Here is a 17,686-nt window from a genome sequence, read left to right on the forward strand (position 1 = left end):
TGAGCCGGCCTGCGACTTTCTTGACCAGTTGGAAGGGATCGGGGCTCACCTCCGAACATCGCGTCATAGTTTTCACTGACATAACCCACGATAGATCGCAGGGTACATTTCGACGCGCGAGAAATAGCCTAGGGAATCAGAACGATCTCCCGTGCCTTAGCCTTGCGGACATAAAACGACGTAAGCAAGCAGCCGGCCTTGCCCCGCGTGCCGCGTATCAGCTGGCACAGGTTGGTCTTGCGCGACAGGCAGAACTTGCACTAGCGGCATTCCGGTGTATACAGCGGAATGACGTGGTCGCCTTTTTTGAGTGTGGTTACGCCGGGGCCGACATCCACCACAATGCCGGCACCTTCATGGCCGAGGATGGCCGGGAAGATGCCTTCCGGGTTGGCGCCCGACAGCGTGTAAATAGTCGGTGTGGCAGATGCCGGTGGCCTTGATCTCGACCAGCACCTCGCCGAACTTCGGGCCCTCGAGGTCTACGGTTTCAATGGTCAAGGGTTGACCGGATTTCCACGTGACGGCTGCTTTGGTTTTCATGAAAGTCCGGATGAGGTTGGTTGAAGTTGAGCTTACTTTATCGCGGATGGCGAGGAGGGCGCGCCGTACAGATGCAGCTTGCGCACCAGCATGAGGCTGAACACTGTGGCCACCACGCCCACCAGCGCATTGCCCCAGTAGTGCTGGACCAGCCCTTGCGCGTCACGGCTGATGATGAGGCCGCCGACAAAGGCCGCCGCACCCATGGCGGCCGATTGCACCGAAGAGTTGAGTGCCATGAAGGTCCCGCGCAACTGCGGGTTGGCGGCGCTGGCCACCAGTGCCATGCCCGGCACCATGCGGCCGTTCATGCCGATAAAAAGTGCAGTCGTCACCAGCAGGATGCCCCACACGCCGAAGCCGGCGGACTGGCTCAGTAGCAGCATGGGAATGACGGCGGCAATGGCCATGTAGCTGAACACCTTTGCCTTGCCGACCGAGTCGCTCAAACGTCCGATGAAGCGGGCGGTGACCAGTGTGGCCGCACCGCCGCACAGGTAAAGATACGGTACCTGCTGCACCGTGAATCCACCGTTGGCCGTGATGAAAATGGTGATGTAGGGAATCATCGCGAAGCCGCCGAACATCAGCAATGCGGTGAACACAAAAGCTTTCAGGTGGTTGGGATCCCGCAGAACCTGCACGATGCCGGCGATAGGTGAGCTGCGTTGGTGCTCCAGGTGGCCAGCCAGCGCCGGCAAGGTCAGCCACGCTCCGAGTGCCAGCACACCGCAGGTGGCGGCGATGGCGAAAAACGGCGCGTGCCAGCCAAACTGCGCGGCCAGAAACAGGCTGAGCGGAACACCGGCCACGGATGCCACGGAAAACGAGGACATCACGATGCCCATCGCGCGGCCACGCCGTTCGAACGGAATCACATCGGCAATGATGGTTTGCGACAGGGCCGTCAGCACACCGCCAAAGGTGCCTGCGGCCACACGTGCCAGCAACAGGCTGTCGTAGCTGGGCGCAATGCCGCAGGCCAGCGTTGCGAGCGCAAACAGCACGTACAGCACCAGCAGCAGGTTTTTCCGACCGAAGCGGTCGACGTAGAGCGAGGCGAACAGGCCGGACGCCCCGGCAGCGAAGGTGTAGGCCGAAACCAGCAGGCCGAACTTCGCATCGCTGATCCCGAAGATCTGGGTGAACTGCGGGCCCAGCGGCATCATGACCATGAAGTCCACGATATGGGTGAACTGGATGCCGGCCAGCGTGATGAGAAGCCAGAGTTCGCGTTTGGGGGAAAGGGAAGTGGTCATCAAGAACAGCAGGAAAGTCGGCCCCCGACTTTATCGGAGCCCGGCTCTGTCTGCTGCGACCAAGAGCAACAACCTTGCCCGTCAACCGCGCTCAAGGCAGAAGTTGACATCAAATTGGCCATTTGCCCAAGCGATTCGGGCGTGACAAGCTACCAAATTGATAGCTGGTCGAAGCTGGGTGCAGTTGCCTCAGGCGCTGAAGAAACCCTTGAGCTTGTCTGTCCAGGTTTCTTCGGTGGGCGAATGTTTGGCGCCGCCTTTTTTCAGGGACTCGTCGAGTTCCTTGAACAGTTTGCGCTGGTGCTCGGTCAGCTTGACCGGTGTTTCCACGGTGATGTGGCAGTACAGGTCACCCGGATAGCTCGAGCGCACACCCTTGATGCCCTTGCCGCGCAGGCGGAACTGCTTGCCGGTCTGCGTGCCTTCAGGGATATCGATGGCGGCCTTGCCGGCCAGCGTCGGCACTTCGATCTCGCCGCCCAGCGCAGCCGCGGCCATGCCGATAGGCACCACGCAGTGCAGGTCGTCTCCGTCACGCTCGAAAATCTCGTGCTTCTTCAGCCTGATCTCGATGTACAGGTCGCCCGGCGGGCCGCCGTTGGTGCCGGGCTCGCCATTGCCGGTCGAGCGGATACGCATGCCGTCGTCGATGCCGGCCGGAATTTTGACTTCCAGCGTTTTGTTGTTCTTGGTCTTGCCGACGCCGTGACAGGTGACGCAAGGCTCGGGGATCAGTTTGCCGGTGCCTTTGCACTGCGGGCAGGTCTGTTGCACGCTGAAAAAGCCCTGGCGCATCTGAACCACGCCATGGCCGTGGCAGGTTGTGCAGGTGACGACCTTGGTGCCGGGCTTGGCGCCGCTGCCGTGGCAGGTGTTGCAGTCGTCCCAGCTCGGGATGCGGATCTGCGCGTCTTTGCCGGTAGCCGCTTCTTCCAGCGTGACCTCCATCGCGTAGCTGAGATCGCCACCGCGGTAAACCTGGCGTCCACCGCGCTGGCCGCCGCGGCCCTGCTGGGCGCCGAACACGTCGCCAAAAATATCGCCAAACGCTTCGGCAAAACCGCCGAAGCCTTCTGCACCCGGGCCGCCACCGCGGTTCGGGTCCACGCCGGCGTGGCCGTACTGGTCGTAGGCCGCGCGTTTCTGCGCGTCGGACAACATTTCGTAGGCCTCTTTGGCGTCCTTGAATTTTTCCTCGGCCGCCTTGCTGGTATCACCCTGGTTGCGGTCGGGGTGGTGCTTCATCGCAAGCTTGCGATAGGCTTTCTTGATGTCTTCATCGCTGGCATTTTTGGGAACGCCCAGCGTGTCGTAATAATCTTTTTTTATGGCCATGGGAATTGCGTGTTCAGTGGAAAAGATTCCTGGGCTCCGGATGTGGCAAAGCGGAATGCGGGGAGAGCCCCCGATTCCGCTTCGCTGCCCGGGGCATCAAAAAAGAATCAGCCCTTTTTGACTTCCTTGACTTCGGCGTCCACCACATTGTCGTCTTCTGCAGGTTTTGCCGAAGCATCTTCCGCGCCAGCTGCCCCGCCGGCTTGCGCAGCCTGGGAGGCCTGCATGTCGGCATACATTTTTTCGCCGAGTTTCTGGCTGGCATCCATCAGGGCGGCATTTTTCGCGTCAATGGCGTCCTTGCTTTCACCCTTGAGCGCTTCTTCCATGTCCTTGATGGCGGCCTCGATCTTTTCCTTCTCGCCGGCGTCCAGCTTGTCGCCGTATTCGGTCAGCGATTTTTTCACGCTATGCACCATGGCTTCGGCATTGTTCTTGGCCTGCACAAATTCAACGCGCTGCTTGTCATCGGCTGCGTGGAGTTCGGCGTCTTTCACCATCTGCTGAATCTCGGCTTCAGACAAACCGGAGTTGGCCTTGATCGTGATCTTGTTTTCCTTGCCGGTGCCCTTGTCCTTCGCTCCAACGTGCAGGATGCCGTTGGCGTCGATGTCAAACGACACTTCAATCTGCGGCGTACCGCGGGCGGCAGGGGGAATGCCTTCCAGGTTGAACTCGCCCAGCGCCTTGTTGCCGGAGGCCAGCTCGCGCTCGCCCTGGTAGACCTTGATGGTCACGGCCGGCTGGTTGTCTTCAGCGGTCGAGAAAGTCTGCGCAAACTTGGTCGGGATGGTCGTGTTCTTCTTGATCATCTTGGTCATCACGCCGCCCATGGTTTCAATACCGAGGGACAGCGGTGTGACGTCGAGCAGCAGCACGTCGGTACGGTCGCCCGACAGAACCTGGCCCTGGATGGCCGCGCCAACAGCCACGGCTTCGTCGGGGTTCACGTCCTTGCGCGGGTCCTTGCCGAAGAATTCCTTGACCTTGTCCTGCACCTTGGGCATGCGCGTCTGGCCACCGACCAGGATCACGTCATGGATGTCGTTGCCGCTGACGCTGGCGTCTTTCATGGCCACGCGGCAGGGCGCAATCGTGCGCTCAACCAGCTCTTCGACCAGTTGCTCCAGCTTGGAGCGGGTCATCTTGATGTTCAGGTGTTTCGGACCCGACGCGTCAGCGGTGATGTAAGGCAGGTTGATGTCTGTCTGGGCGCTGCTGGACAGCTCGATCTTGGCTTTTTCAGCGGCTTCTTTCAGGCGCTGCAGGGCCAGCACGTCGTTCTTGAGGTTGACACCCGATTCTTTCTTGAACTCATCAATGATGAAGTCGATGATGCGCTGGTCGAAGTCTTCGCCGCCTAGGAAGGTGTCGCCGTTGGTGGAGAGCACTTCGAACTGCTTTTCGCCGTCGACATCGGCAATCTCGATGATGGAGATGTCGAAGGTGCCGCCGCCCAGGTCATAGACCCCGAGCTTGCGATCGCCCTTTTCCTGCTTGTCCATGCCGAAGGCCAGCGCCGCAGCGGTAGGCTCGTTGATGATGCGCTTGACGTCCAGGCCCGCAATGCGGCCGGCGTCTTTGGTGGCCTGGCGCTGTGCGTCGTTGAAGTAGGCAGGCACGGTGATCACGGCTTCGGTGACCGGCTCGCCGAGGTAGTCTTCGGCGGTTTTCTTCATCTTGCGCAGGATGTCGGCGCTGACTTGTTGCGGCGACATCTTCTTGCCGTGCACTTCAATCCAGGCGTCGCCGTTGTCGGCCGCCACGATCTTGTAGGGCATCAGGTCGATGTCCTTCTGGACTTCTTTTTCGGTGAACTTGCGGCCGATCAGGCGCTTGACGGCGTACAGCGTGTTTTTAGGGTTGGTCACGGCCTGGCGCTTGGCCGAGGCGCCGACCAGCACTTCACCGTTTTCGAGATAAGCCACCACCGACGGGGTGGTGCGTGCGCCTTCCGAGTTTTCGATGACGCGCGGAACGTTGCCCTCCATCACAGCTACGCAGCTGTTGGTGGTGCCCAAGTCGATGCCAATGATTCTGCCCATGGTTCTACTCCTGATTTTCTGATTGATTAAATCTGTCTGACTGTTGGATCAGCCGTTGTGAATGACTGTGTTGATGACTTGTGGATAACTTGTGATCTTTCAAGTGCATCGGCTTCATTTGTTGCGCTTATTTGGGGGCGGCTACCGTCACCAGGGCGGGGCGCAATACCCGGTCGGCAATCAGATAGCCCTTTTGCAGCACGCCGACCACGGTGTTGGCGTCCTGTTCAGCCGGCACCATGCTGATGGCCTGATGTTGATGAGGATCAAACTTCTCGCCGGAAGCCGGGTTGATCTCGACCACCCGGTTGCGTTCAAGCGCGCTTTTAAGCTGTTTGAGCGTGGCCTCGGTGCCTTCGCGGATCTGCGCGGCGGTGGCGTCGGGTTGTTGCAGTCCGGCTTCCAGGCTGTCGGTCACCGGCAGCAGGCTTTCGGCAAAACTTTCCACGGCGAACTTGCGCGCCTTGGCGATTTCCTCGTCAGCGCGGCGGCGGGCATTTTCAGCCTCGGCCTTGGCGCGCAGGTAGCTGTCGGCCAGCTCCGTGTTTTTGGCTTGCAGGGCCGCCAGTTCTGACTGGGCGGCCGACAGTGCGTCGGCTTCGTTGGCGGCTTGCGCTGCTTCCAGCTCTTCCGGGCTCGGGGCACCGCTAAGTTCTTGATTTTGTTCGGATTGATTGTTGTCGGACATGGTCGGAGACAAGTTGTTCAGAAGGACAAAGGCCTAGCTTGGGGCAGCAAAGCCCTTTTCAAGACAAGGATTTGGGCCCTGGTGTGCGAAAGCGGTGCGAGGACCACTTTTTGCCGGTAGCGGCGTTCTGCTATGAAATACATAGCTGACCGCACACATCAAAAAAGGGCGAGCGCCGATTTTAGGCATGAAAACCGGCTGGGCATGGCCGGGCCCAAAGAAAAAGACAGGCGCAGGGCCTGTCTTTTTGCTTGGCGCTGTAGCGCTTATTTCTTCTTGACGGCCGCTACCTTGGTCTGGCTGGCCGACCACTTGGCGGCGAATGCCTGCACGTCGTTCAGGCGCTTGAGCAAGTCGGTACCGAGGGCGGTGACGATGTAGCCGTCATTGCCATGGCCCATCAGGCCAGCGGCGCGCAGTTCCTTGATGCGGGTGTTCAGCGTGTTGGGAGTGATGTTGCCAATGCTGTCCTGGAGCAGCCGGAAAGTTTGCGGGTGGCCGTCTTTGAGTGCCCACAGTACGCGAAGGGCGTAACGCGATTCAAGCAATTCAAACAGTTGTCCGACGGCGGCATTTTCTTTGGCACTCATGGGGGGCATCTCCTGGTCACGGTTTTGTCACAGTTAATCGGTAAGCACGCGCTTGAAGCGGAATATAGCGCAAATTTCTGACTGCTACTGGTTTTATAGCTGCCCGCGCCCGCAGGATGTAGGCTGAGAGCCAAAAAGGCTTGAAAAATCACGCCGGATGCGCTAGTGCTGTGCTGGCCGTCGGGAGCACCCTGCGTGAAACGCCGGACCGGTTATACCGCCGTTGACGCGTCACAAATAGACTTTTTGCAGTAAGCGGATCAGTGTTTTGGCTTCGGTGGCCGACAGGCGGGAAGCGACATCGGCTTCCAACCCGACGGCCGTGGTTTCGGCCTCGCGCATGAGTTTCTTGCCGCTGGCGGTCAGGTGCAGGCCCATGGCCCGGCCATCGCGCGGATGCGGTTTGCGTGCGATCAACTCGCGTTTCTCCAGGGCATTGACCATGGCCACCAGGTTGGGCGGCTGGATGCCCAGCGCCGTGCAGAGCTGACGTGAGGTGATGCCGGGGTTGTGCGTGATCAGGGACAGCACCGAAAAATCCACGGGGCGCAGGGCGTAGGGGGCCATGCGCACCATGAACACTTCGATCACCGCCAGTGCCGCGCGGCGGGCGTTGTAACCGAGCAGGCCCTCGAGGTAGCTGGTATCGACTTGCTCCACCGTGGCGGTTGTGGCTGCAGGGCGGGAAGGTTTGGGAAGGTCGCGGGCACTCATGGGCTGTGGGGGCTGTGGGTGGCAGATTGTGCGGTTAAAAATATATCAGCGCACCGTGCAGGTAAAACTGGCGGCACTTTCCGTATCACCACGGCCCGCGTAACGGGACACCTGTGGATAGGGGCAGAGAAGGCGGCTGCGCGTGGGGCTCCAGTTTGCAGGCACCTCCGGGTTGGGCACGGCCGATCCCGGCCCGCGCGCCTGGGCCACCACGGCGTTGGGCGCTTGCCCGCGCTCTACCCACGCCACCAGCGCATCCACCATGTCCATCTGATCGGTGGCCGGCCCGCCCCGGCTGTGGGTCATGCCGGGCACCAGAAACAGGCGGGCATGGCGGTCGGCGGCGGCGCCATGAATGCCGCGGAAGGCGTCATGCCACGCGATGGTATCGAGGGCTGAGAACACCGGGTCTGCCGTGCCATGGAACACGAGCAGCTTGCCACCGTGGGCAACGAACTGGCGCATGCCGGTATCCGGAGGCGTCATGAAACTCATGGCCGACTCCCGGTAAGCGCCACTGGTGGCCCGGAGTTTGGGAAGGTCGGTTTCAAGATTGAAGCTCAGGGCGTAGTCAATCAGTGTGTTGCCTTGCCCGGTCATGACGGTGGGTGATGATGGCGGCGTGGTGAAAACGAAAGCCAGCGCAATCGCATCGCGCGGCCCGACGCTGTTGACAAATTTCCAGTTGGCCCAGTCACTGCCGGCGATACCCGGATCTGCGGGCAGGCCGGCGTAGACCGCGGCGCCTGCCTTGTCTTTGGGGCCCGCCAGCACCTTGGCCATTACGGATTTTTGCGCTGCGCTCAGGCAGGTTCCGGCAACCGGCGCGCCGGGCGCGCAAGACACGATATCGCGTTCTACATTGAAGGCCGCCTGGCAGGCCTGCAGGTCGGCCACCATGCCGTCTGCCACGCCATCCAGCGCATCGCAGCGGGTGAGGATGCTGCGCGCCACCAGTGCCATATCGGCGGGCGGGAAGGCCGTGCGCAGGTCGGGCCGGCCGGTGGCGGGGTTGGGGCGGGCGATGGATGCAAACTGCTGGGCGTCCCACACCTGCGCCACCGCTGCCAGAGGCAAACGATAGCCCGGTGTGCTCACCAGGATGCCGTTGTAGTCGCGCGGCAGGCGCGAAGCGGCCACAAAACCGTGGCGTCCGCCGTTCGAGGTGCCGACCAGGTAGGAGGTGTCAGGCGGCTTGCCGTAGTAGGTTTGAATCAGCGCCTTGGCCATGGGCGTGAGTTGCGCCACGGTGTTGTAGCCATAGTCCAGCCGCGCCTGGGGGTCCAGCGCGAAGGTGGCACCGCCTATGGCCGAGCTGCGGTCAAAAGCGTGGCCGGCGTCCGAGCTGATGACGGCGAACCCCTTGAGCAAACCGTTGCTGGCCGGACCACCCCCGAGGATGTCTCCATACGCCGGCGTCTGAAAGCCATCCAGCCCGCCGTTGGCCTGGTAAAAGAAGCGACCGTTCCAGGCCGTGGGCAGCCGCATCTCGAACCCGATCGCATAGGGCTTGCCGTCGATCGGGCCGGTGCGCTCGTTCATTGCGCCCTTGATTACGCAGTGCTCGGGCATGGCTTGGGCTATGCCCGGCAACTTGAGCTGACCGGCTTCCACGCGCTGGGCCGACAGAAGCCGGGTACCGGCAAAGCTGAAACGGGCTGTCAGCGCGTCACAGGAAATGGCCGCATTGGCACCGCTGGCGGGCCGCACGGGCGTTGTCGGCGTGCTGACGCAGGCGGTCAGCGTCAGAACACAAGCCGACGCGGCTGCGACCTTTAGCTTGCGGGAACATGCTATGAGACGGTGAATGGCGGTTGGCATGGGTTCTCCTTGATTTCAGTTTTGCTGGGAGTTGGATGAATGCTTCAAAATCTATAGCAAACTAGTTAATAACGACAAGGAAAAAATGCGTATTTCGTTCAAAGGTCACGCTTTTTTCCGTGCTGCACCCAGGTAGGTGTCCACCACGCGCGGATCGCTTGCCAGTTCGGCTGCCGGGCCGCTCAATCCAATCTCTCCCATCTCCAGAACGTAGCCGTGGTCGGCGGCTTCCAATGCAGCGCGCGCGTTCTGCTCGACCAACAAGGTGGTGACGCCGGTTTTGCGCAGCGCTTCGATGGTGTGGAAGATTTCCCGCACGATCAGCGGCGCCAGGCCCAGGCTGGGTTCGTCGAGCATCAGCAGCGATGGCCGCGACATCAGGGCCCGTCCGAGGGCCAGCATCTGCCGTTCACCGCCCGACAGCGTGCCGGCTTCCTGGGCGCGGCGCTCCTTGAGGCGTGGAAACAGGTCGAACACCACTTCCATCTGGTCGCGCCAGGCTTTGTTGCGCAAGCGCACCTGGCGGAAGGCGCCGAGCACGAGGTTGTCTTCCACCGACATGCTGCCAAACAGCTCGCGCTTTTCCGGCACCAGCGCGATGCCCAGCATGACGCGTTCTTCCAGCGGCAGACCAATGATGGACTGCCCCGCATAGTCAATGCTGCCGGTCGCGGGCAGGATGCCCATGAGGGCATTGAGCAAGGTGGACTTGCCCGCGCCGTTGGGGCCGATGACCGTGATGATGCTGCCGGCTTCGGCCTGCAGCTCGATGCCGCGCAGGACTTCGGCCTTGCCATAACCGGCATGGAGTTTTTTTACTGTAAGAAGGGGGGTGCTCATGCGTGCCAGGCCTCTAGTAGGCTGAATAAGTGAAATCGCTAGCAAGCGGCTGTCCAGCGGTGTGCCAGGCAAGGCGCAAAGCACAGGCGGGCCCGCAGGCCCGGCGCGCATTTGCAACGCCGCATGGCGCGGCGAGGGGCGGTCGAGTGACAGTGAATTTCATTGATTCAGCCTACTAATGTTCTGTGCCAAGGTAAGCCGCGCGCACCGCCGGGCTGGCCTGGATCTCTTCAGGGGTGCCCTCGATCAGGCGGGTGCCGAACTCCATGACCACAATGCGGTCGGTGACCTGCATGACGAGGTCCATGTCGTGTTCGACCAGCAGGATGCTCATGCCCTCGGCCTTGAGCTGGCGCAGCACGTCGATCAGCGCCTGTTTTTCCAGGTAACGCAAACCGGCTGCGGGCTCGTCCAGCAGCAGCAGGGCAGGGTCGTTGCACAGCGCGCGCGCAATTTCCAGCAGCCGCTGTTGGCCCATGGCCAGGTTGCCCGCCAGTTCATGCAGATGGCTGCCCATGCCAACGCGGCGCAGCTGGTGTTCGGCCTCGCGCAACAGGCGTTGCTCTTCGGCGCGGTCCAGGCCCAGCATGGCCGCCGTGGCGCCCTTGCTGCCGCGCAGATGCGCACCCAGCGCAACGTTCTCGAGCACCGTCATGTCGGCAATCATCTTGACGTGCTGGAAGGTCCGCGAAATGCCGCGCTTGGCAATCTCGCGCGAGGGCAGGCTGCTGATGGTTTCGCCGCGGAAGGTCACGCTGCCGCGTGTCAGTGACAACACGCCGGTGATCAGGTTGAACGTGGTCGACTTGCCGGCCCCGTTGGGCCCGATCAGCCCGACGATCTGGCCGGAGGCCACCGAGAAGTTGATGTCGTTGACCGCGACCAGCCCGCCGAACTCCTTGCGGATGTCGGTGGCCTGCAGCACGATTTCTCCGGTGGCGGGTTTGGCACGGTGCGGCAACGGGTCGGCGTCCTGCCAGTCCACCTTGCGCGGTGGCTTGGGCAGCTTGCGGTCGACAAAGGCCCAGATGCCGTCGGGCGCGTACTTGAGCGTCAGCACCAGTAACACGCCGAACACGATGATTTCGTAGCTGCCGCTGGTGCCGATGAGCCGCGGCAACAGCACCTGCAACTGGTCGGCCATGAGTTTGGTGATGGCCACGCCGGTGATGGCACCCCAGACATGGCCTGCGCCACCGAGCACCGCCATGAACAGGTACTCGATGCCCACATGCACGCCAAACGGGGAGGGGTTGACCGAGCGCTGGAAGTGCGCGTACAGCCAGCCGGACACTGAGGCAAACAGCGCCGCAATCAGGAAGATGCCGATCTTGAAGCGCAGGGTGTCGATGCCCATGGACTCGGCCATTTGCGAGCCCGTCTTGAGGGACCGGATAGCGCGACCCACCCGTGAATCGAGCAGGTGAATCAGCGCCAGCGTGCCCAGCAGCACAAGTGACCATGTCAGCAGCAGATAGACCCGCCCCTGGCCCAGCTCCCAGCCGAACAAAGACAGGCCGGTGACACCGAGGATGCCGTCGTATTTGCCCAGCGCGTCCAGGTTGCCCATGGTGTAGTACAGCGAGAGTCCCCAGGCCAGCGTGGCCAGTGGCAGGTAATGACCCGACATGCGCAGCGTGATCCAGCCCAGCACCACGGCGCAGGCCGCAGTCAGGCCCAGGCCGACGAGCAGCGTGACCCATGGCGAGAGCCCGGCGTTCACCGTCAGGTAGGCGCTGGTGTAGGCGCCTATGCCCACAAAGGCCGCCTGCCCGAAGGAGGTCAGGCCGCCAACGCCGGTCAGCAGGATCAGGCCCAGCACGGTCAGGCTGGAGATGCCGATGTAGTTGAGCTGGGTGATCCAGAACTCGGGCACGGGCAAGACACAGACCAGCACCAGTGCGGCAACCAGGGCCCATGGCCCCCATTTTCGAATGGATGCCATGTCAGTGTCCGCCCGGCCGCCCGAAGGGCACTGAGCGCCCCCTCAGGGGGCAGTGAACGAAGTGAACGTGGGGGAATTTCATTTCAGTGCTCCTCGTCCGAATGGCCGCCCTTGAGCGAGCGCCAGAACAGCACGGGCAGGATCAGCGTGAAGACGATCACTTCCTTGAACGCACTCGCCCAGAAAGAACCAAAGGCCTCGATGATGCCCACGAGCAGCGCACCCACGGCCGCACCGGGGTAACTCGCCAGGCCGCCGATGACCGCGGCGACGAAACCCTTCAGTCCGATGAGAAAACCGGAGTCGTAAAACACCGTGGTGGTCGGGCCGATGAGCAGGCCCGAGAGTGCACCTATCAGCGCCGCCATCGCCAGCGTCAGCTGCCCGGCGGTCTGGGACGAGATGCCCATGAGGCGCGCGCCCAGGCGGTTCACCGCGGTGGCACGCAGTGCCTTGCCATACAGGGTGCGCTCAAAAAACAGCCACAGCAAAACGATCAGTGCCGTGGAGGCCAATGCAATGATCACGGCCTGCCCGGACAGGTTCACGGCACCCAGGCTGAAGCGTTCATCCCAGAACGGCGGGTTGCGATACCCTTCAGCGCCGAAGAACAGCAGCCCCAGCCCGGTCAACGCAAAATGCACGCCGACCGACACGATCAGCAGGACCAGTGAACTGGCGTCGGCCAGCGACTGGTAGGCCAGGCGGTACACCAGCGGACCGAAACAGGTCACGATGCAGACCGACAACAGGGCCTGCACCAGCAATGAAAACTGCTGGGGCGCGGCCCAGAGGGTGAGCAGCGACACCACTGCCGGCGCCGCCAGCACTTTGAACCCGGCCAGCAGCGCGCCTGCTGGCTGTCGGTGGCGCTTCCAGGTCTGCCAGGCCTCCGCCAGGGCTGCCAGGCCGGCGAGCAACAACAGCAGCCAGATGGTTCCAGGCACCTTGCCGGTTTGCAAGATGGCCAGGGTGAGCGCGCCATAGGTCACGAACTCACCCTGGGGAATGAAGATCACCCGGGTGACAGCAAACACCAGTACGGTGGCCAGGCCCAGCAGCGCGTAAATGGCGCCGTTGGTCAGGCCGTCGACCAGCAGGATGCTGGCAATTGAAAAATCCATAAATAACCTTAAGGGAACCTGTGAGAGGCCGGCGCCGGACAGGCGGGCATCAGGCATCAGCCCGCTCGTTCGGTCGCGCGATGCCGTGCCGGTGGATCAGGGTTGCAGCTTCCAGTCGCCGCCCACGATTTTCATGATCACACCCGTGTCGTCGGTATAGCCCGCATGGTTGGTCGCGGTGTAGTTCACCGTGCCGTGGAACAGCGGAATCGGGCCGGCGTTTTCCAGGGCTGCCTTCAGCGCGCCGCGGAATTCCTTGGTGCCGGGTTTGGCGGTTTTCAGCGCGACAGGAATGATCTTCTGCAGGATCACGGATGCGTCATAGGCATGGCCGGCAAACGGATTGCGGCTGTTGGGGCCGTAGACCTTTTCCCAGGCGGTCACGTGAGCCAGCGCAACTTTTTTGCTCGGGTGGTTGGCGGGCAGCTGTTCTGCCACCACGCCCGGGCCGGCGACCACAAACGCACCTTCCACGTCCTTGCCGCCGACGCGCATCAGGTCGCGCGAAGCCGCGCCATGGGTTTGGTAAATCTTTCCTTTGTAGCCGCGCTCGATCAGCGCCTTGTGCGGCATGGCAGCGCCGCTGCCGGAGGCGACGATCAGGATGGCGTTAGGGTTGCCGGCCGTCACCTTGAGAGCCTGGCCTGTCACGCTGGTGTCGGTGCGGGCAAAACGCTCTTCCGACACAAACTTCATATCGCTTCCCGTCATCTTGACTTTCATGTCGCGCAGAAAGAGTTCACCGAAAGCGTCGGCATAGCCGAGGAACCCGACAGTCTTGACGCCGGTTTTCTTCATGTGGGCCACGATGGCGTGAGACATGACGAGGGTGGACTGCGGCGTGTTGTAAGACCAGGGGGCTTTGGTGGTGGCAACATCAATGGGCGCAAAGGTCAGGTGCATGGTGCCGGTTTCCGCAGCCACTGCCGCCACCGCGTTGGCCGTCGGCGTAGCGGCCGATCCGAGGAGGATGTCTACCTTGTCTTCCGCTACCAGGCGGCGGGCATTCTTGGTGGCGTTGGTGGGATCGGTGGCATCGTCAAGAATGATCACGTTGAGTTTTTCACCGCCTATGCTCGTGGGCCACATGGCAATCGAGTTCTTGATCGGAATGCCCAGTGCAGAGGTCGGGCCTGTCAGCGGCAGACTGATACCAATGGTGACGTCAGCGAGGGCGGCGCTTGTGGCCGAGGCGGCCACTGCAATGGCGATAAGGGTTTTGGTGAAAGTCATGTTGAGTCTCCTGCTTGTGGTTAGTGTCGTGAAAGGGTGCGGTATTGCCTGTATCAGGATCAGGGTTCCGGGGGCTCAGCGCGGCGCCATGCGCAGCGCGCCATCCAGACGGATCACTTCGCCGTTGAGATGCGCGTTGGTGACGATATGACATGCCAGCTGTGCAAACTCTTCGGGTTTGCCCAGGCGTGGCGGAAAAGGAATCGACGCAGCAAGCGATTGCTGAACCGGCTCGGGCAACTGCATCATGAGAGGCGTGGCGAACAGCCCAGGCGCGATGGTGCACACGCGAATGCCGTGTTGCGCCAGATCGCGCGCCATCGGCAGGGTCATGCCCACCAGCCCACCCTTGGACGCGCTGTAGGCCTGCTGGCCAACCTGGCCATCAAAGGCGGCGACTGAAGCCGTGAACATCATGACGCCGCGCTCGCCGCCTTCCAGTGGGTCCAACTTGGTGCACGCGGCGGCAAACAGGCGGCTGATGTTGTAGCTGCCGATCAGATTCACGTTGATGACCCTGGCAAAGTCTTCCAGCGGTGCTGCGTTGCCGTCCTTGCCGACGATGCGTTTGGCGGTTCCGATGCCGGCAATGTTCATCAGGATGCGTGCCGGGCCGTGGGCCGCCGTGGCTTTGGCGAGCGCTGCCGTCACGCTGTCGGTGTTGGTGATGTCGCATTGGCAGGCGATGCCGCCTATGTCGGCAGCGACCTTCTCGGCCAGCGCCATGTTGACGTCAAGCACGGCAACCTTGGCACCCAGGCGAGCCAGTTCGCGCGCGACGGCTTCGCCCAGGCCCGAGGCGCCACCTGTGACCAGCGCTGCGTGTCCCTGAATATTCATGCTTTTACTTTCGGCAAGATGGTGAAGGGCAGGGTGCCGCCGTGCAAGGCGTTGACCATCGCGTCACGGTGTTTGAGCACGGCGCGCTGGTTGATGGAGCCCTTGTCGGTTACTTCACCTTTGTCAATGGAAGGCGGCTCATGCATCAGGTGCATGCGTGCGATGCGGTTGGCGCTGCCGGTACCGGACTTGGCCAGCTCGTCTGCCACTTTCTGGAAGTGCGCTTGAACGGGTGCGCTTTCGAGAGCTTGCTGCAGTGGCGCGTTGGCGGGCAACCCCGCCAGCTGGCGGACAGCTCCCGTCGGGAAAATCAGCGCACCGACTTCCTTCAGGTTGATGCCCGTCAGGACGGCGTCTTGCACATAAGGCGCGCCGGCCGCAATGATCTTGGCGCGCAGCGGCCCTACGCTGACAAAGGTGCCGGTGGCGAGTTTGAAGTCTTCGGCAATGCGGCCGTCGAACTTCAGGCCCTTGTGGATGTTGGCAGGGTCTATCCAGGCGACCGCATCGCCGGTGGAGAAGAATCCTTCCTCGTCGAATGACTCCCGCGTGGCTTCCGGCGCACGCCAGTAACCGGGCGTGATGTTGGGGCCGCGGTAACGCACTTCGATCTTGCCGTCCACAGGCACCAGCTTGAGCTCCAGGCCGGGCGTCGGCACGCCCAGGTCGCCGGCGCGCACGTCCGGGCTGGTGACAAAAATGCCGAAGGGGCCAGACTCGGTCATGCCCAGGCCGGTACCCATCACGATGCGCTCGCCAATTTCTGCTTCCTGCGTCTGGTGGAGGCTGTCCCAGACCGGCTGGGCCAGCGCGGCGCCGGCATAGAAAAACATCTTCACCCGTGACAGCAGGTTCTTGCGCAGCTGCGCGTCGCTTTTCATGGCGTGCGCAATTGCCTCGAAGCCGGTGGGCACGTTGAAGTACACCGTCGGCGCGATTTCGCGCAGGTTGCGCAGCGTTTCCTCCATCAGCGCAGGGGTCGGCTTGCCGTCGTCGATGTACAGCGTGCCGCCGTTGTAGACCGTCATGCCGAAATTGTGGTTGCCGCCAAACGTATGGTTCCATGGCAGCCAGTCGACAAGAACCGGCGGCTCGTCGGCCAGCACGGGCATGGACTGGCGCATCTGCTGCTGGTTGGCGCACCACATGCGCTGCGTGTTGATCACGGCCTTGGGCAGCTTGGTCGAGCCCGAGGTGAACAGGAACTTGACGATGGTGTCCGGCCCGGTGGCCTGCATGGCTGCATCGACCGCTGCTGTCGCCGGTGTCGCAAGAAGTTGATCAAATGAGGTTGTGGCCCTCGTCAGCGCTGTGCCAGCAGCTACTGAATTCGTAGCAATTTCGACGTCATCAGCAACGGTGGCGGCAATCGCCTTGCCGTAACGCGCAGCGTCGCTGGCAAACACCAGGCCGGGCGTCAGCGTCGTCAATACATGGCGAAGCTTGTCGTAGTCCTGGCTGACGGTGGAGTAGGCGGGCGACACCGGGCAGTAGGGCACACCGGCGTAGATGCAGCCCAGGGCCAGCAGCGCATGCTCCAGGTCGTTTTCGCTGAGGATGACGACCGGCCGTTCCGCGTTCAGGCCGCGGTCCAGCAGCGCCTGCGCGATGTTGCGTGCGCTGGTCAGCGCCTGGGCATAACTGATGTGGCGCCACTCACCCGAACTGCCATCAGTTTTTTTGAGGCGCCGCGCCATGAAGGTTTGCTCCGGCTGTGTCTGCGCCCAGTGAATCAGCCGGTCGGTGATGCGCATTGCGTGGTCGCTCAGCGCCTGGTCGGCCTTCAGGTATTGCACGCCGTTGGCGCCTTCGTTCAGCACCACACGTGTGACGCCAAAGGTCAGTGGCCGATAACTCGGCGCTTGGGGGGAGGTTTTTGTCTCGCTCATTTTGTTCAGGGTGTGTTGCTTGGGTCAGCTCTTCGCGACCTTGTTGGCTTTGCCGTCGAGGAATGCCTTGACGCGCTGCTTGGCTTCCGGTGCGCTTTGCGCAATGGCAGCCATCAGGGCTTCTGTCAGGTAGCCCTGGTCGGCTGGCTGCTCTGCAATGCGGGGCAGGGCATGCATCAGCGCATAGTTCGTCAGGGGGGCGTTCTGCGCCACACGCACGGCGAGCTCCAGGGCTTTGGTAAACGCCTCGCCTTCGGGAACCAGGTACTGCGCAAAACCAGCGCGTTCACCGTCTTGCGCGTTGTAAACGCGGCCGGTGAGCATCATGTCCGTCATGCGCGCGACGCCGACCAGTTTGGGGATGCGAACCGATCCGCCGCCGCCGACAAAAATGCCGCGTGAGCCTTCAGGCAACGCATAAAAGGCGGACTCGTCCGCCACCCGGATATGGCAGGCGCTTGCCAACTCCAGCCCGCCGCCAACCACTGCGCCGTGCAGCGCAGCAATCACCGGCACGGGGCCATACTGCACCCGCTCCAGCGCGGCGTGCCACATGCGCGAATGATGCATGCCCTGGCCAGCGTCGCGTTCCTGCAGTTCACCGAGGTCCAGGCCGGCACAGAAATGTGCGCCTTCGCCATGGATCACGGCCGCACCGACAGTCGAGGGCAGGTTTTCAAAAATGTCGCGCAGGGCCAGAATGAGTGCGTCGTTGAGCGCATTGCGTTTGGCGCCCCGGCTCAGGCGGATAACGGCAACTTCCCGGTTGTCACCGTGAAAGTCGAGCTGAACGTCGGTCGAAGTAGGTTTGTATGTCATG

Annotated in this window: 14 protein-coding genes and 1 pseudogene; all 15 read right to left on the reverse strand. The window is 62.2% G+C overall.

The annotated features are described in order from the left end of the window. Nucleotides 1-197 precede the first annotated feature (197 nt). Nucleotides 198-543: pseudogene (locus B0B52_RS01625) on the reverse strand (alcohol dehydrogenase catalytic domain-containing protein); the annotation flags it as partial. A 32-nt stretch (nucleotides 544-575) separates the two neighbouring features. Then, the gene (locus B0B52_RS01630; protein WP_077591867.1) at nucleotides 576-1,802 is read right to left on the reverse strand and encodes an MFS transporter; all 1,227 of its coding nucleotides are present in this window, start codon (nucleotides 1,800-1,802) and stop codon (nucleotides 576-578) included. A 189-nt stretch (nucleotides 1,803-1,991) separates the two neighbouring features. Then, nucleotides 1,992-3,137: a molecular chaperone DnaJ gene (gene dnaJ, locus B0B52_RS01635; RefSeq protein ID WP_077591868.1), complete on the reverse strand. Its 1,146-nt coding sequence runs from the start codon at nucleotides 3,135-3,137 to the stop codon at nucleotides 1,992-1,994. A 107-nt stretch (nucleotides 3,138-3,244) separates the two neighbouring features. Next, entirely contained in the window at nucleotides 3,245-5,182 is a 1,938-nt protein-coding gene (gene dnaK, locus B0B52_RS01640; RefSeq protein ID WP_077591869.1) for a molecular chaperone DnaK, read from the reverse strand. A 127-nt stretch (nucleotides 5,183-5,309) separates the two neighbouring features. Continuing rightward, nucleotides 5,310-5,870: a nucleotide exchange factor GrpE gene (gene grpE, locus B0B52_RS01645; protein WP_077591870.1), complete on the reverse strand. Its 561-nt coding sequence runs from the start codon at nucleotides 5,868-5,870 to the stop codon at nucleotides 5,310-5,312. 266 nt (nucleotides 5,871-6,136) lie between these two features. Further along, on the reverse strand, nucleotides 6,137-6,460 hold the full coding sequence (locus tag B0B52_RS01650) for a helix-turn-helix domain-containing protein (RefSeq protein ID WP_077591871.1): 324 nt from the start codon (nucleotides 6,458-6,460) through the stop codon (nucleotides 6,137-6,139). Between the two features lie 231 nt (nucleotides 6,461-6,691). Beyond that, nucleotides 6,692-7,174 carry a MarR family winged helix-turn-helix transcriptional regulator gene (locus B0B52_RS01655; RefSeq protein WP_077591872.1) on the reverse strand — a complete coding sequence of 161 codons (483 nt, stop codon included), beginning with the start codon at nucleotides 7,172-7,174 and terminating at the stop codon, nucleotides 6,692-6,694. Nucleotides 7,175-7,219: 45 nt separating this feature from the next. Beyond that, nucleotides 7,220-8,995, reverse strand: a complete 1,776-nt coding sequence (locus tag B0B52_RS01660) for a tannase/feruloyl esterase family alpha/beta hydrolase (RefSeq protein WP_077591873.1) — start codon at nucleotides 8,993-8,995, stop codon at nucleotides 7,220-7,222. A 105-nt stretch (nucleotides 8,996-9,100) separates the two neighbouring features. Continuing rightward, nucleotides 9,101-9,835, reverse strand: coding sequence for an ABC transporter ATP-binding protein (locus tag B0B52_RS01665; RefSeq protein ID WP_077591874.1), 735 nt, complete (start codon nucleotides 9,833-9,835; stop codon nucleotides 9,101-9,103). A gap of 175 nt (nucleotides 9,836-10,010) precedes the next feature. Next, a complete protein-coding gene (locus B0B52_RS01670) occupies nucleotides 10,011-11,780 on the reverse strand; it encodes an ATP-binding cassette domain-containing protein (protein ID WP_077591875.1) in 1,770 nt (589 codons plus the stop codon). An 83-nt stretch (nucleotides 11,781-11,863) separates the two neighbouring features. Then, nucleotides 11,864-12,904 carry a branched-chain amino acid ABC transporter permease gene (locus tag B0B52_RS01675; RefSeq protein WP_077591876.1) on the reverse strand — a complete coding sequence of 347 codons (1,041 nt, stop codon included), beginning with the start codon at nucleotides 12,902-12,904 and terminating at the stop codon, nucleotides 11,864-11,866. A 96-nt stretch (nucleotides 12,905-13,000) separates the two neighbouring features. Further along, the gene (locus B0B52_RS01680) at nucleotides 13,001-14,137 is read right to left on the reverse strand and encodes an ABC transporter substrate-binding protein (RefSeq protein ID WP_077591877.1); all 1,137 of its coding nucleotides are present in this window, start codon (nucleotides 14,135-14,137) and stop codon (nucleotides 13,001-13,003) included. Nucleotides 14,138-14,212: 75 nt separating this feature from the next. Beyond that, nucleotides 14,213-14,977 carry an SDR family NAD(P)-dependent oxidoreductase gene (locus B0B52_RS01685; RefSeq protein WP_077591878.1) on the reverse strand — a complete coding sequence of 255 codons (765 nt, stop codon included), beginning with the start codon at nucleotides 14,975-14,977 and terminating at the stop codon, nucleotides 14,213-14,215. Next, nucleotides 14,974-16,866, reverse strand: a complete 1,893-nt coding sequence (locus B0B52_RS01690; protein ID WP_077591879.1) for a feruloyl-CoA synthase — start codon at nucleotides 16,864-16,866, stop codon at nucleotides 14,974-14,976. Before B0B52_RS01690 ends, B0B52_RS01685 begins: the two co-directional genes overlap by 4 nt. 24 nt (nucleotides 16,867-16,890) lie before the next feature. Next, nucleotides 16,891-17,685: a crotonase/enoyl-CoA hydratase family protein gene (locus tag B0B52_RS01695; RefSeq protein ID WP_077591978.1), complete on the reverse strand. Its 795-nt coding sequence runs from the start codon at nucleotides 17,683-17,685 to the stop codon at nucleotides 16,891-16,893. Between the last annotated feature and the right edge of the window lies 1 nt (nucleotide 17,686).

The organism is Polaromonas sp. A23, assembly GCF_002001015.1.
In the GTDB taxonomy this organism is placed as follows: Bacteria; Pseudomonadota; Gammaproteobacteria; order Burkholderiales; family Burkholderiaceae_C; genus Polaromonas.